The sequence below is a fragment of the Marinobacter sp. Arc7-DN-1 genome, assembly GCF_003441595.1.
Classification (GTDB): Bacteria; Pseudomonadota; Gammaproteobacteria; order Pseudomonadales; family Oleiphilaceae; genus Marinobacter; species Marinobacter metalliresistant.
Map to the genome: position 1 here is coordinate 2,807,387 of NZ_CP031848.1, position 14,868 is coordinate 2,822,254.

Below are 14,868 nucleotides of genomic sequence, written 5' to 3' on the forward strand. Positions count from 1 at the left end.
AATCCTGCAAAATTTGCAACATTATAACATTTGCAAGAATCCCTGCCATGCCGGCGCGGCGGTCCGGGAGAACAGCTCAGTGACGGGTCTGTCGGACGAGAGACTCCAGGAACTCAAGGTTGGGAATCCAGGCGTTTTCCCCGTCCACTTCCACCTGCATCAGGTCAGCGGGGCCGGGTTCGCCATCCAGCTTCCTGACCTGTTCCCCGGTCAGGCGGGCCTGGCTGGGAATACCCTGGGTAACCAGGGCCATGAACGGAACTTCCTTGTGGTGGTCTCCGATGCTGTTGAGAACCACAATCCGGCCACGGCTGTCGCCGGGCACGGTCAGAGCGCCGCCGTTGGCCGCGTCGTAGGAAATCACCGGAAGCTGCAGGCCCCGCCAGTCCAGGTAGCCCACAAGCCACTCCGGTGTATTGGCTCCCGCTTCGGTGCTGGCGTAATCCACCACTTCCGCAATCGAGACGTTGGGCAGCAACAGTTGCCGACCGCTCATGGGGATCATGACGCAGGAGAGGGTTTGGCTGTTGTCATTCATTGCTTGTTTCCTCAGGCGGAATCACGTTTCTGCCGGTTCTTGAGCAGGCAGGATTCTTCAATGATTTTTACCAGTTCCCGGGCCAGTTGTTCCGGGGAGCCGCAGAATCCGGTGCAGCCGGTGGCTGCCACGGAGTCCGGCATTGAGCTGTTGCCGCAGCTGGTGCTTTCCTGCACCCAGATCCGGCTGCCGTAGGCTTTCAGCAAAGGTGCTGCAATCGCGCCGTCGTTGCCCATGCCGGAAAAAAGAATCGCATGGCAGCGCTGGCCATAATGATCCGCAACATTCAGCAGCACCTGATCGATGGAAGGGCCGTAGGGTCCCGGCCAGGTGTTGCCGGTTTCCGTCAGCGCACCCTGCTCATTCAGCTTCCATTCGTGTTCAACCGGCATCAGTACCACATCGCCGTTTTTCACCCGGTAGCCTTCGTGTGCCCGTTTGAGCTGGTAATGGGCATGGCGGCCCAGCACCCGGGCCAGCACATCGGTGAAATTGCCATCGATGTGCTGGGCGTAGATAAAACCCACCGGAAGGCCGGCTGGAAGGTGATCGAGGAACGTCTTGACCGCCGCCGGGCCACCCAGTGAGGCGCCCAGAATCCAGACTTCCTCGGCCACCGATCCGGGAACCGCCGGCGTAATCCAGTGTGGCAGGTCCGGCGAGGAAGGCACGGCCGGCGCGTCCTCCTCCAGTTGCTCCAGTGTTGCCTTTGAATCCAGTTCTTCCAGGTGCCCAAGCTGTTGCTCCAGCTTGCCCAGCAGTCGCCGTTCCCAGCGAAAATACTCGGTGCTGCCGGGCCTGGGCGCTTCGTCCAGACCGAACAGCACCGGCACTTCGGTGTTCTCCAGAAGGTGATCGAACAGCACCGGGTGATCCGCCTCGTCTTCCAGGGTCACCAGCCAGAGGCTGGCATCCGGAAATTCCGGATAGCCCTGAAGCCGGTCCGGATCCCCGGAAAAGCAGACGTCGAGACCGAACTTGGCCGTGGCGGCCTGCAAGCGATGACGCTGCAGGACCACATCCGAGACAATCCCGACCCTCGGCCTGGCAGACTGGCCGGCCATCACTGCCTTCCGGTCAGTCGCTCAATCGTCTCGAGCAGCTCGGTTTCCTGGAATGGCTTGCCGAGGTACTCATTCACGCCGATGGCGAGCGCCCGCTCGCGGTGTTTCTCACCGGTACGGGAGGTGATCATGCAGATCGGGGTTTCCCGCAGGTTATCGTCGTGGCGCACGAAGCTGGCAACCTCGAAGCCATCCATGCGCGGCATCTCGATATCCAGCAGAATGATGTCCGGTTTGTGGTCCTGAAGCTGGGCCACGGCATCCAGGCCGTCTTTCGCAGTGATGACTTCCATGCCATTGCGCTCCAGCAGTCGCGAGGTAACCTTCCGTACCGTAACCGAATCGTCCACCACCATCACCACGGTGGCCTGCTCCTCATACCGCGCCGACTCGCGGGCTTTCTCGAGATTGGCCAGGCGCTGGCGTTCGGACAGGATGTCGGAACGGATCATCGCCGGCAGGTCGAGAATCACCACCACGTTACCATCCCCCAGGATGGTGGCACCGGACACGCCCCGGACCGTGCTGAACTGCGGCCCAAGGGATTTAACAACAATTTCCCGGCTGCCCATCAGGTTATCCACCTGCAGGGCCATGGGCTGTTCGGCACCACGAACCAGAATCACCGGAAGTGGCAGGGCCTGGCCCTGCAGCTTGGGATGGTGGTCGCTGTTCAGCAGGCTGCCGAGGTACTGAAGCCGGTATTCCTGGCCGGCATACTCGTACATCGGCGCGTCCGGCTTGTAGTACTCTTCGAGTTCGTAAGTGCTGACCCGGACAATGCCTTCAATGGTGTTCAGCGGGATGGCGTAGAAGTCTTCGCCGGTGGAGACCATCAGGGCCCGGTTCACGGATACGGTAAACGGCAGGCGCACCGTGAAGGTCGTACCACGACCGACCGCAGAATCGATATCCAGGCTGCCACCGAGCTGCTTGATTTCGCTGGCAACCACATCCATGCCCACACCACGGCCGGAAATCTGGGTTACCTGCTGCGCGGTCGAGAAGCCCGGCTGCAGGATGAACTGCAGGATTTCCCGTTCGGACAGATCCTCATCTTCCCGCAGCATGCCCTGGCGGATGGCCTTGTCGCGGATGACCGGGGAGGGAATGCCGGCGCCGTCGTCAATCATGCGCAGCACCACATCACCACCTTCGCGGGTCAGTGACAGGGTGACTTCGCCGGTTTCCGGCTTGCCGGATTTCTTGCGGTCGGCGGGGCTCTCGATACCATGGTCAAGCGCGTTCCGGAGCATGTGCTCCAGCGGTGCAATCATGCGCTCAAGGATGTTCCGGTCCATCTCGCCTTCGGCGTTGCGGACATCGAAGTCCACTTTCTTGCCCAGTTCGCCGCTGATCTGGCGGACGATCCGCCGCAGGCGCGGCACCATGGAGGCGAACGGAATCATCCGGGTCTTCATCAGACCTTCCTGGAGTTCCGTGTTGATCCGGGACTGCTGTACCAGCAGGGTTTCTGTGTCCCGAACCCGGTCAGACAGGGTTTCACGAAGGTCTGCCAGGTCAGAGGAGGACTCGGTCAGTGCCCGTGACAGCTGCTGAATGGACGAGTAACGGTCCATCTCCAGAGGGTCGAAATCGTCGCCGTAGTCCGGCCCGTGCTCCTTTTCGGCACTGAACAGGATCTGGGCTTCGGTTTCGATTTCCATCCGGCGCAGCTGCTCCCGCAGACGCTCGATGGTGGCGGCCATTTCGTCCAGGGTTTGGCCGAAGTCACTGGTCTGTTGCTCCAGCCGGCCACGGGTGATACTGGTTTCACCCGCCAGGTTGACCAGCTCGTCCAGCAGCGGTGCGGATACCCGGATGGTTTCCTGGGCAGCGCGCTGTGCTTCCGCCGCCTGTTTGCGAACCTTGGCGGGAGACTTCGCGGGCTTTGGCGTTGGTGCGGCCGGCTCTTCCGGCCGTTTCGGTTCCGGCGCGACGGGGGCTGGCCTGGGTTCTTCGGCCTGGACCCGTTCCGGCGCAGACGCACCGGATTCAAAGCGTTTCTGAATACCGGAGACCAGGGCAATAATGGCGTCGTGGTCTTCGGTAATGGCCTGCCACTGATGCTCGTCGGGGGCATTGCCGCCCAGGTCAATCAGCCGGGTTTCAAGGGCGTGGGCCTTGTCGCCAAGCTGGGTAAGCCGGGACAGGCGGGCGCCACCCTTGAGGGTGTGCAAGGCCCGCTGGGCTTCCTGGTTGAAGTGGTGGTTTGCGGGTTCCTTGCGCCAGTCATCGAGCAGCTGTTCGAGCTGATCCATGATGTCACCGGCTTCCTCAAGGAAGATTTCCATAACTTCCGGATCAATGGCTTCCTGCCCCGTTTCTTCGGTTTCTTCCCGAGGCGAGGCAGTCTCTCCGGCAGCGATGTCGTGGGCTGACCGGAAGTCAGCGATGAGTCCGCCATCGGGTTCCGCCTTTTTGCCTTCTTCCAGGCTGTTGAGCATGACCTTCAGGCTGGCCAGCGCGCGGTCGCTGAGGCCAAGCAGGGTATTCTGGTTGTTGGCACCCGAGATCAGGGGGTCCAGGGCATCAGACCAGGCTTCCGCCAGATCGGCAATCGGGTCGATGTCGGAGAGTCTTGCTCCGCCTTTAAGGGTATGCAGCTCCTGCTGCAGCTGGGTCACGCCGGTCAGTTCTTCCGGTTCGTCGCGCCACTGGTCCAGACACTCACGGATGGCGTCGCGGATTTCCAGGCCTTCATCCAGGAAAATACCAGTGAGGTCGTCATCACTGGCTTGGGCCAGGGTGGCGCTGAGGCTGGTTGTTTCCGGCATTGCCTCGGCAGGCTCGGCTTCTGTCGGCTCGCCGGACTCTTCCACGCCGGCCAGAGGCGGCATGGGTTCGCCACGAAGAAGAGCCTGAACCTGAGCGACCAGTTCGTGCGCTGGCGGGCAGGGTTTCTGGGTGGCGACCTGTTCGACCATCCGGGCCAGCCGGTCATGGCAGGCGAACAGCAGGTCGTTCATGGTATCGCTGGCGTCCAGCTGACCTTCAGCAACCTTCTCGAAAAGGTCTTCAAGAACGTGAGTCAGGTCGCCGATGGCTTCGACGCCGGCCATTCTGGCGCCACCCTTGAGGGTATGCACGTCCCTCTGGAGTTCTGCGGCAACCTGGCGATCCGAGGGATCTTCGGTCCAGGTGTGCAGGGCGCTGCCGGTGGAATTGATCAGGTCATAGGCTTCTTCCAGGAAGATGCCTAACAGTTCCGGATCCAGGTGGGAGAGGTCGGTTACGCCGTCCCCGGCATCAGGCTCCTGTTCGGAGGCAACCTCTGCCGGTTCGAACTTCTCCGGCTCATCAAGCTCCGGAAGTGGAGCCTGCTCACCGGAGCTGTCCTCCAGGTCCGTCTGATCGTCGCGGGCACTGACGTTAGTCACTGGCCGTGTCCCGGTGGCGCTGTCCATATAAGCCTGGATCTCACCGATAAGGTCCGGTGCCGGGCGCGGTGTTTCCCTGGCTTCCAGGTTCTCTACCATGCCGGCCAGGCGATCGTGGCAGCGGAACAGCAGATCTGACAGCTCATCGTTGACCGACAGCCGTTGTTCAGTCAGTCCTTCGAACAGGTTCTCCAGCTCGTGGGAGAGATCGCCAACGGCTGGAATATCCGCCAGTCGTGCACCGCCCTTGAGGGTATGCAGGTCCCGCTGCAGCAGGCGGAGGATATCGAGGTTGCCGGTGTTCTCGCTCCAGCTCTGGAGGGCTTCCGCGGTGCTGTCGATGAGGTCCTGGGCTTCTTCCAGGAAGATTTCTGCCAGTTCCTCGTCCATATCATCGTCGGATTCCGACAATTCCGGCAGGGGCGGCTGTTCTTCGGCCGGGGATGGTGCTTCCGAAGGCGCTTCTGTCTCGTCCATGTCGAAGCTGAGATCGATCTCTTCCAGGTCGTCGGTGAACTCCTGTTCGAAGGCATCCGGCTCGGCGTGTTCTTCCGTTGGGGCCTGCTTCAGGGCTTCGAGACTGGCAACCAGCTCGTCACTGGACTCGGTGGCGAGTCCGGCGGCGACCTGATCCATCATGTTGATCAATTGTTCGTGGGCGGCCCGAACGGTTTCAAAGAAACCGTCATCGGGCGCTTCATCGTTTTCGGCGGCGGAATCGTAGGTATCTTTCAGGGCACCCGAGAGCGCGGCCAGGTCGGTAAGTCCAGCATCGGAAGAACCCTGGGTGAGCTGCTCAAGTTCGGAGCGAAGCTGGTCCAGTGAGCCAGTCTCCTGGGGATTAGCGGCCCAGTGATCAAGAATCCGGTCGGCATCCAGAACGATATCCAGACCTTCGTTCAGGAACAGTTGAACCAGCTGAGAGGGGGCTTCCTGCTGATGCTGGTCGGTCTTGTCTTCGCTATGAGTGCGCAGGGTCTCATCCGTGAGGCGATCCAGTTTTTCAAGGAACACTTCAGTGCCTGGCAGGGAGGCCTGCGGGTTTTCGCGAATCTGGGCCAGTCCCTGGGTCAGGAAATCGCAGGCAGACCCGATCAGCGAGAGTACCTCGCGGTTGGCCCGTTTGTTCTGGGCACGGGATTCCTTGACGAACCGTTCCAGCGGCGTGATGACTGCCGCGATCGGTGCAATACCGGCCGTATGGGCGCTGCCCTTGAGTGTGTGCAGGGCCCGGGACAGGTCGTCGGTATAGGTAACGGTCGTCTTGTCACCGGCTGTGGCCAGGAAGTCCTTCAGCGTTTGCAGGTGGGTCTCGGTTTCGCTCTCAAAGATGTCGAGCAAAACTGGATCAACGGCGTCTTCCTCAGCTTCTCCGGCGTCAGTTCCGGTCTCTGTTTCCACCTCGTCCATGGATTCCGCGGCGGGCATTATGCTGGCGTCCGGAATTTCTCCATTGGCCAGAGCGTTGGCCCGGGCTTCAAGATTGGAAATGTCCAGTGAGGGTGCCCGGCGCTTTTCAAAATCCTCAACCAGTGCCGGCAGATTGGTGGTGACATCGTCCAGCAGGCTGGCAATGTCGTCATTCATGAAGATGCTGCCGTCGATGACCCGGTTCAGCATGTTTTCCACGGACCAGGCCAGCTCCCCGACAACCAGTGCGCCTACCATCCGGCCACTGCCCTTCAGGGTATGGAACGCCCGGCGGACTTCGGATAGCGCACTGCGGTCATCGTGCCGCCGCAGGAGCATGGGCAGGTATTCGCGGATGGTTTCCAGTACCTCGCCGGCTTCCTCGACAAAGATTTCAAGGATTTCGTCGTCGATCAGGTTGTCGTCATCGGCGGGCTTTTCAGCTGCGGCGCTGGTGTCCGCGGGCGTGAGCTCAGGTTCCTCGACAGGAGGCGCCTGCACCATTGGCTCTTCAGCGGCTTTTCGGGTATCCGCTTCGGCCGGTGCCTCGCCCTCGGTGCGGCGTGTGGTAGCCATGGCTTCGGCGCGCTGAATGAGCTCACCGACATCACCGGCCGTCTGGCCAGCCTTGAATTCCCGAATCAGTGAGGGAATGCGGGCATTGACCTCATCCACCAGAGTAAACATGTCGTCGGTCGGCCGGATGGTCTGGTCGATAACGCGGTTGAGCAGGTTTTCCACCGACCAGGCTAATTCACCAATGCTGGTTGCGCCGACGAGGCGACCACTGCCCTTGAGCGTATGGAATGCGCGACGCACTTCGGTCAGGGCTTCACGATCACCATGATTCTGGCGCAGGCGCGGGTAGAACTCATGGATGGTTTCGAGAACTTCCTCGGCTTCCTCAACAAAAATACCGAGGATTTCATCGTCCAGAAGTTCCGAATCCGAGCCCTTGGATTCTTTGGGACTGGCTGCATCGGTTTCCGGAAACTCTTCAGCCGGCTCAACCACGGGAATTTCTTCCGCAGCGGATTCGGACCAGGTGGGCTCGGCACCAACCGGGAAGCCGAGGGAGGCCAGGCTGTCCTCTGCCACTCTGAGGATGGAGTCGTTCTCGCCGATCCCTTCGGCAAGGCGCTCCAGGTAATATTCGATGCTGGTTACCGCATCGGCCAGGATGTCGAGCTGTTGCCAGTCCGGTACCTGCTTGCTGCCCAGCAGCACGTCGGTAATGTAGCGCTCGGCTGAGGCCAGCATGCTGGCAACGCGATCCAGCGGGATCAGACTGAGGCCACCGCGAATGCTGTGCAGCAGGCCGGGCACGTGCCCAATTTCCCGGGTATCCCATTGTGATGCAATGAAGTTCACAATGGCGGACTTGACCTGTTCCAGGGTGTTCCGGGATTCTCTCAGCAGGGCGCCGCTGGCCTCTCCAAGCTCACGAGAGCCCAGGTTAACCGGAGCATCGTTGGCTTCATCGCCGGAAGTTTCCTGGCGGCCTTCTGCGTCCAGGCCGGCCAGACTGGCTTCGACATAGAGCAGCGCACCGGCAATGTCCATCAGGGTGCCGTCATCCACCGGTTCGGTCTGGGCGCTGAGTTTTTCGACCAGTTCAACCTGCTCGGTAATGACTTTTCGTGGTATGCCGAGACCGAGTACCGCCAGGGTATTGGCCACCTGGCGCAGTCCGGGCAGCAGGTCGTCAAGCTCGCTGTTCTGGCGAAGCTCTGAACGTACATACAGGTCGAGCTGGTCTTTTAGCTTGGCCAGCTCTTCGTTAAGTGCGCCGACAACCGAGTGAATAGCATCCCGGCCAGGGCCGGAGACCCGGCTTCGGGCGGCATCCACGTCGTCTTCCGAGGGCAGCGCCTGACTGAGCTGGTAGGTATCCCGAAGGGCACTGACCTGAGGTGAGTCCAGGTCACGGGCGCGGGCCACGTAGTAAAGCAGGTGCTTGAGCAGGGCTTCCGGCGCTGGTTGCTGAAGAATATCCGCGTGCTCATCGGTCAGCCGGCGCACTTCGCTGTCGAGTTCCCGAAGCAGGGACTTCACCGCTGCGTTCACCGGATTGACGTTTGCCTGCAGGGTCTCAACAAATGCGCTTGCGGCCTTCCAGAGTTCGCCCCTGGGCGTTTTCTGGCATAACCGGATGAGCCGTTGGATGACCTTCTGCATGTAATCGAAGTGGGCGCCGAGATCCGCCTCCCGGATGACGCCGGCCAGAGCGAACTGGTACATCTGCCGCAGTTTGCGGATGTGGCCGAGAACTGTCGGGTCCTGCAGACGCTGTGAAACCTTTCCGGTGACCCGGATCTTTGAGGGGCTCAGGTCAGGTTTGAACAGTGACGTATCAGACAGCAGGGATTCGCCACGGGCAGCACGGAGGTCATTCAGCAGCGGCAGCAGCACCATTGGAAAATCGTCCTGGCTGCTGGCCAGGTGCTCAAGGTACTGGGGCAACTGAAGGATTGCCTGCATCAGTACTTCGACCGCTTCATCCGTATTGGCAACGGTGTCGTTGAGTACCGCCTGGGTGAGCTTTTCCATTTCTTCGGTGAGCAGCGCCGCACCGTAAAGCTCGACCATTTGCAGGGTGCCATGCACCTGATGGAGATAATTCAGGCAGAAGCGCAGGCGCGCAGTGTCGTCACGATTCTCGACATACGCTTCCAGTGCATGCTGGCCCTGGGTCAGCGTGTCCTGTATTTCGCCCCGAACCCAGTCGAGGGCGATGCTGTCATGGTGATTGCCCATAACCACTCCGGTTATTCTTCGTCAGTCTGGCGTTTGATCCACGCCAGCACATGTTCCGAGGGAACTCTCTGTAACCCTGGAGGCTGCCAATCGGTCAGTTCCCCCTGGCCCAGAACCAGCAGCCCCCCGGGCGCCAGCCGCTCTGCAAGTCGCCTGACAATTTCCCGCCGGCGCCAGCGGCGAAAATAAATCAGCAGATTCTGGCAGAAGATAATGTTCATCCCGTGCATGGGTGCCTTGTCGAGATCCAGAACGTTCAGTCTGGTAAAGCACACCCTGTCGCGGATGCTGTTCACAATTTCTACAGTATTCCGCTCGGCCGGGCGGAAATACCGGGATTTCATGTCCTCGTCCACTCCCAGCAATTTGCGGGGATTGAACTGGCCGTTCCTGGCCTTGTCGATCACGGGCTTGCTGATGTCAGAGCCGGTGACACCAAACAGCGGCTGCAACGCCAGCTGGCTCATGCACTCGTTCAGCACCATGGCCAGTGTGTACGGCTCCTCTCCGGTGGAGCATCCGACACTCCAGGCTTCCAGGGGACGCTTTTTCAACGGTTCCCGGGGCCGTGTCAGAACATAGTCGGAAACCAGCCGGAAGGCGTCGGGATCCCGGAAGAACCGGGTTTCCTGAACCGTCAGCCTGTCTACCAGCGTTGACCATTCCCTGATCGCATCAGGCCCGGAGACGATTTTTTCGTAATAGGCCTGATAGCTGCTGCAGCCGATTTCCCGCATCCGGATGCCAAGGTTGGTCTCCAGAAACGAACGGCGCCCGGCCGGCAGGGTTATGCCGGTGCGATGTTCCAGCAGGGTTTGCCACTGGCTGAACTGCGCCTCGTCCATATCCGGGAGTCGGCGCAGTGACCAGATGCCCTCGGCGGGTGACAGGTTGTTATGCATTTGCGCCATAAACCGTCAACAGCCCTGGATCCGAAATCAGCCCACCACCGGAACGTCGCTGTCTTCCTCTTCTTCCTGATCAGCCTCGTCTTCTTCCGGCAGGGTGAAGCCGGCAACGGAGGACCGCAGCTCGGACGCCATTTCCGCCAGGTTACCGATAGACTTCGCAGTGGCGTTGGTGCCGGAGGAAGTCTGGGACGTGATTTCCTGGATAACGTTCATGGTGTTGGAAATGTGCGCCGCAGACGACGACTGCTGTCGTGCCGCGTTGGAGATGTTCTGGATCAGTTCCGCCAGAGACATGGATACGTTCTCGATTTCCTCGAGGGCGATACCCGCGTCCTGGGCCAGACGGGCACCACGGACCACCTCGGCGGTGGTGTGTTCCATGGAGATAACGGCTTCGTTGGTGTCAGACTGGATCGTCTTGACCAGTGCCTCGATCTGCTTGGTTGCCGCAGAGGAACGTTCCGCCAGCCGCTGAACTTCGTCCGCAACCACCGCGAAGCCCCGGCCCGCGTCACCGGCCATGGAGGCCTGGATTGCGGCGTTCAGGGACAGGATGTTGGTCTGGTCGGCAATGTCGTTGATCAGGGATACGATGTCACCGATTTCCTGGGAAGATTCACCCAGGCGCTTGATCCGCTTGGAGGTTTCCTGGATCTGCTCACGGATGTTGTCCATGCCGCGGATGGTGTTCTGCACCACTTCCGCGCCTTTCTTCGCGATCGCAACCGACCGCTCCGCAACCGCGGAGGATTCCGCCGCGTTCGAAGATACCTGGTCGATGGACACCGCCATCTCATTCACCGCGGCGGAGGCGCCGGCAATTTCCTGGGCCTGGTGCTCGGAAGCATCGGCCAGGTGCATGGCCGTGGCCTGGGTTTCCTGGGCGGCTGAGGCTACCCGTACGGCAGTACCACGAATCGCCTGTACCAGTCCGCGCATCTGGTCAATCGCGTAGTTGATGGAGTCGGCGATGGCACCGGTGAAGTCTTCGGTGACCGTGGCCTCGGTGGTCAGGTCACCGTCGGCCAGGTCGGCCAGTTCGTCCAGCAGTCGCAGGATCGCGTTCTGGTTCTGTTCGTTCTGTTCCTGGGTGGCCGCCAGCCGGGCCTGGGCTCCCCGGTAAAGGGCGAGGCCGATGAACACAACAATGGCCACCATGGCGGCCAGGATAGCAAAGGCCAGGGTCGGGCTGATCAATCGCGAGCCGGGCTGGTTGCGGAAACTCTCCGCCAGTACAGAGAGTTCGGAAAGCAGGATTTCGGAATTCTGGAAGATGTCGCTGGCCGCAGTACGCACCTTGAAGAGGTCGGGAGAGGCTTCAAGGATGGCGTCTACGTTCTGGGAAACGAACTGGAACAACTCATCAACGGCCTCGAGGCCGTAAATGGCATCTTCATCGTTTACCCGGGAGATGCCCATGGCTTCATTGCCATTGAGCTGGCCTTCAAGAACCCGGCCAAACAGGCTGGCGTCCCGGCCGAAACGGTCGGCGGCGATAACCGCATCCTCGTCACCGGACAGTACGTTGTTAACCGAGCGGACAATCCGCTCCGCCAGCAGGGACTGGCGCTGCGCCAGTGCGATCTGTTCGGCGGGCGCGTTGTTGTCCAGCAGGATCTGTACGATGTCGTCGTACTCGACCTGAAGCTGCGGGATGGTTTCGTTGAGGGTCCGGGCTACTTCGTGCAGGCCAAGTACCGCGTGCTGGGTCGAGAGGATGCTGTCGGCGTTTTCCCGGACAGTGTTCCAGTTCTCCTGTACACCGCTTTGCCGGGCCAGCTCACTCGGTGGCAGGTCGGTCTTCGGGTTGCCCTCGGTCACGTTGGTCCAGAGCTGCTGGAAATCATCACGGGAGCTGCGCAGCTGGTTGAACGCTTCGGCGGTACCACCGGCAGCCTCAGTCGCGTTCTTCGCGATCTGCTGCGAGAGCACCCTCAGCTCGGCGGTGTTGGAGATGTATTCCTGATCGTGCTGGCTGTCTTTATTGAGAATGAACAGCACCACAACGAGCAGGACGGTGAGTGCGATCAGTGCGGCGATCAGGCTGGCAACCAGCTTGTTGCCTCCCTGTCCCATACTGAGTCTTCCGGCTCTGTTCTTCATTTTCTGGCTCCCGGCCTCTTCAAGAAATTGGCAAGTTTGTTTTATCGGGCTTCAGGCGGTCAGGGTGATGTTCCTGCCATTGTCACCACCCTTACCACTGTGCGACGTCCAGGAAGCGTTCGTCTTCGAGCAGGTCGACGGCCGAAAACACTTTCCAGACTTCTTCGTTGCGCTCGTAACCGCCTGAGACAAACGGCCGAACGTTTTCAGGTACGCCTTCGGGCGCATCCTTGAAACTGTCTGTTGCGAAGTACTGCATGCCCAGTACGCTGTCGACCACGAGCCCGCTGAAAATGTCCCCCTGTTCAACAACCAGTACCCGGCGCTCCCGTTGGCTTCGGGACGAGCGGGGAATATCAAAAAAGCCGGCGAGATCGACAAGAGGCAGGAGGCGGCCGCGAACATTGGCCGCTCCGAGCAGAAACGGGCGAACCCCCGGAATATGGGTAAACCGGGGGACGTGGAGGATTTCAGTGACTTCGCCCATTGGGGTAACGTAGCGTTCACCTGCAAGAACGAAGCCGATGCCGTTCCACAGTTCAACGGCTTCCTGTTGTTCCGGCAGGCCGGCGGCCATGGACCGGCTGCGCTGGGCGATATCCGTCAGAACGGCGAAAGGGGCGGCCTGGGCGGACATGCATACTCCACGGTTGGGGATCAGGCAATCAGGCTGTTGATTGTTTTGATCAGATCGTCTTCGTTAACCGGCTTGACCAGATAACCCTTGGCGCCCTGGCGCGTGCCCCACACACGATCAGTTTCCTGATCCTTGGTGGTCACGATAACCACGGGGATGGATGCGGTCTCCGGCGCGCGGGTCAGTTGACGGGTTGCCTGGAAGCCGTTCAGGCCCGGCATAACCACGTCCATCAGAACCAGATCCGGGGTTTCAGCACGGGCCTTGGCAACGCCGTCCGCGCCATTATCGGCGGTCAGGACTTCGTGCTTGTGCTTTTCCAGAATGGTGGAAATTTTCTTAACCTCGGTAGGGGAATCGTCAACAATCAGAATGCGGGCCATGGTTTCCTCGATGGTTCTTGGTGTCAGCAGGTTTACTGTTCCGCCTGCGGAACGTACTGGCGGATGGTATTAAGAAGCTCATCCTTGCTGAACGGTTTGGTCAGGTACTGGTCCGAGCCTACGATCCGGCCTTTGGCCTTGTCGAACAGCCCGTCCTTGCTGGAGAGCATAATAACCGGCGTCTTTTTAAAGGAGGAATTGTTCTTGATGAGTGCGCAGGTCTGGTAGCCGTCCAGGCGGGGCATCATGATATCAACAAAGATGATGTCCGGCTGGGAATCGGCAATCTTGGCGAGAGCGTCAAAGCCGTCAGTTGCGGTGATGACCTCACAGCCGACCTTTTTCAGAAGGGTTTCCGCGGTGCGACGTATGGTTTTACTGTCGTCGATCACCATGATCTTCAAGTTCTCGAAGTTGTCATCCATTGTCCAACTGCCTTGCGCTCAGCGACTGTCATTATTTTAAAACGGGGTTTTTAACACAAACCTTAGGGTTCTTCTATAAACCCCGCTCATTTATAGATTATCAATGGCCGGATAAAAAGTATTAGTTTGTGACCAAATGTACTTCTGCCCGCAACGTCACGTAACTGACTGAGGATTTCTCCGGATGCATTCGCAGCTCGGGTACAATACCATCTGATATCACAGCATAGCACTGTTTGCCCGGTGCACTCTGCAGACCGGTTCGTGTTTTTAATCCTCAGGAGCGCAAGAGAGCCTATGACCGTCCGCCTCGGGATCGTGATGGATCCGATTGAAGATATCCACTTCAGGAAAGACAGTTCACTGGCCATGTTGCTGGCTGCCCAGAAACGGGGCTGGCAGATCGAGTACATGGAACTGCCGGACATGTATCTGGATGGCGGCAAGGCAATGGCCCACACCCGGGATCTGACCGTGCACATGGATCCCGAGAACTGGTACAGCTTCGGCCCGGGCCAGGATAGGGCTCTGGGCGATCTGGATGTGATCCTGATGCGCAAGGACCCTCCGGTGGACCGGGAGTTCCTGATGGCCACCTATATTCTGGAGTCGGCCGAGCAACAGGGCGCGCTGGTGGTCAATCCTGCTTCAACATTGCGCGATTGCAATGAAAAGCTGTTTGCCACCCAGTTCGAGGATCTGACACCACCACTGTTGGTCAGCCGGTCGGCGACCCGTTTCCGGAAGTTCTACGCCGAGCACGGCGATGTCATCATGAAGCCGGTGGATGGCATGGGTGGTCACTCCATCTTCCGTATCCGGGAAAACGACTTCAATCTCGGTGTGATCATTGAAACCCTGACCAACTATGGCAGCCATCAGGCCATGGCCCAGAAATACATCCCGGAAATCAGTGATGGCGACAAACGCATTCTGCTGATTGACGGTGAGCCGGTGCCCTATGCACTTGCGCGAATTCCCTCCCAGGGAGAGAATCGCGGCAACCTGGCAGCTGGCGGGCGAGGCGAGGGCCGTGAGCTGACCGCCCGGGACCGTGAAATCTGTGACCGGGTAGCCCCGGCGATTCGGGAAAAAGGCCTCATCTTTGTCGGGCTGGACGTGATCGGTGATTACCTTACCGAGATCAATGTCACCAGCCCGACCTGCATCCGGGAGCTTGATACGGCCTTCGGTATCGATATCGGGGGCATGCTGATGGACGCCATTGCAAAGCGTCTGGGACAGGCGTAACCCGGCAAC

The 14,868-nt window shown here is 59.8% G+C and carries 9 protein-coding genes; 1 reads left to right on the forward strand and 8 read right to left on the reverse strand.

Going from position 1 to position 14,868, the window contains the following annotated elements; translation table 11 throughout:
- Window positions 1-76 precede the first annotated feature (76 nt).
- From D0851_RS13205 to pilG, 8 genes are all read right to left on the reverse strand, one after another.
- Window positions 77-538 (reverse strand): chemotaxis protein CheW, encoded by a 462-nt coding sequence (locus D0851_RS13205; RefSeq protein WP_117619052.1) that lies wholly within the window; start codon window positions 536-538, stop codon window positions 77-79.
- An 11-nt stretch (window positions 539-549) separates the two neighbouring features.
- On the reverse strand, window positions 550-1,602 hold the full coding sequence (locus tag D0851_RS13210) for a chemotaxis protein CheB (protein WP_117619053.1): 1,053 nt from the start codon (window positions 1,600-1,602) through the stop codon (window positions 550-552).
- Entirely contained in the window at window positions 1,602-9,149 is a 7,548-nt protein-coding gene (locus tag D0851_RS13215) for an Hpt domain-containing protein (RefSeq protein ID WP_117619054.1), read from the reverse strand. Before D0851_RS13215 ends, D0851_RS13210 begins: the two co-directional genes overlap by 1 nt.
- 11 nt (window positions 9,150-9,160) lie before the next feature.
- The gene (locus D0851_RS13220; RefSeq protein ID WP_117619055.1) at window positions 9,161-10,060 is read right to left on the reverse strand and encodes a CheR family methyltransferase; all 900 of its coding nucleotides are present in this window, start codon (window positions 10,058-10,060) and stop codon (window positions 9,161-9,163) included.
- A 27-nt stretch (window positions 10,061-10,087) separates the two neighbouring features.
- On the reverse strand, window positions 10,088-12,163 hold the full coding sequence (locus tag D0851_RS13225) for a methyl-accepting chemotaxis protein (protein ID WP_162893734.1): 2,076 nt from the start codon (window positions 12,161-12,163) through the stop codon (window positions 10,088-10,090).
- 91 nt (window positions 12,164-12,254) lie between these two features.
- Window positions 12,255-12,800 carry a chemotaxis protein CheW gene (locus D0851_RS13230; RefSeq protein WP_117619057.1) on the reverse strand — a complete coding sequence of 182 codons (546 nt, stop codon included), beginning with the start codon at window positions 12,798-12,800 and terminating at the stop codon, window positions 12,255-12,257.
- Window positions 12,801-12,820: 20 nt separating this feature from the next.
- A complete protein-coding gene (gene pilH, locus D0851_RS13235; RefSeq protein WP_011787171.1) occupies window positions 12,821-13,183 on the reverse strand; it encodes a twitching motility response regulator PilH in 363 nt (120 codons plus the stop codon).
- A 32-nt stretch (window positions 13,184-13,215) separates the two neighbouring features.
- Window positions 13,216-13,608, reverse strand: a complete 393-nt coding sequence (gene pilG / locus D0851_RS13240; RefSeq protein WP_008175635.1) for a twitching motility response regulator PilG — start codon at window positions 13,606-13,608, stop codon at window positions 13,216-13,218.
- 297 nt (window positions 13,609-13,905) lie between these two features.
- On the opposite strand from pilG, the gene gshB reads away from it, so the two are divergent.
- Window positions 13,906-14,859: a glutathione synthase gene (gshB, locus tag D0851_RS13245; RefSeq protein ID WP_117619058.1), complete on the forward strand. Its 954-nt coding sequence runs from the start codon at window positions 13,906-13,908 to the stop codon at window positions 14,857-14,859.
- Window positions 14,860-14,868 lie beyond the last annotated feature (9 nt).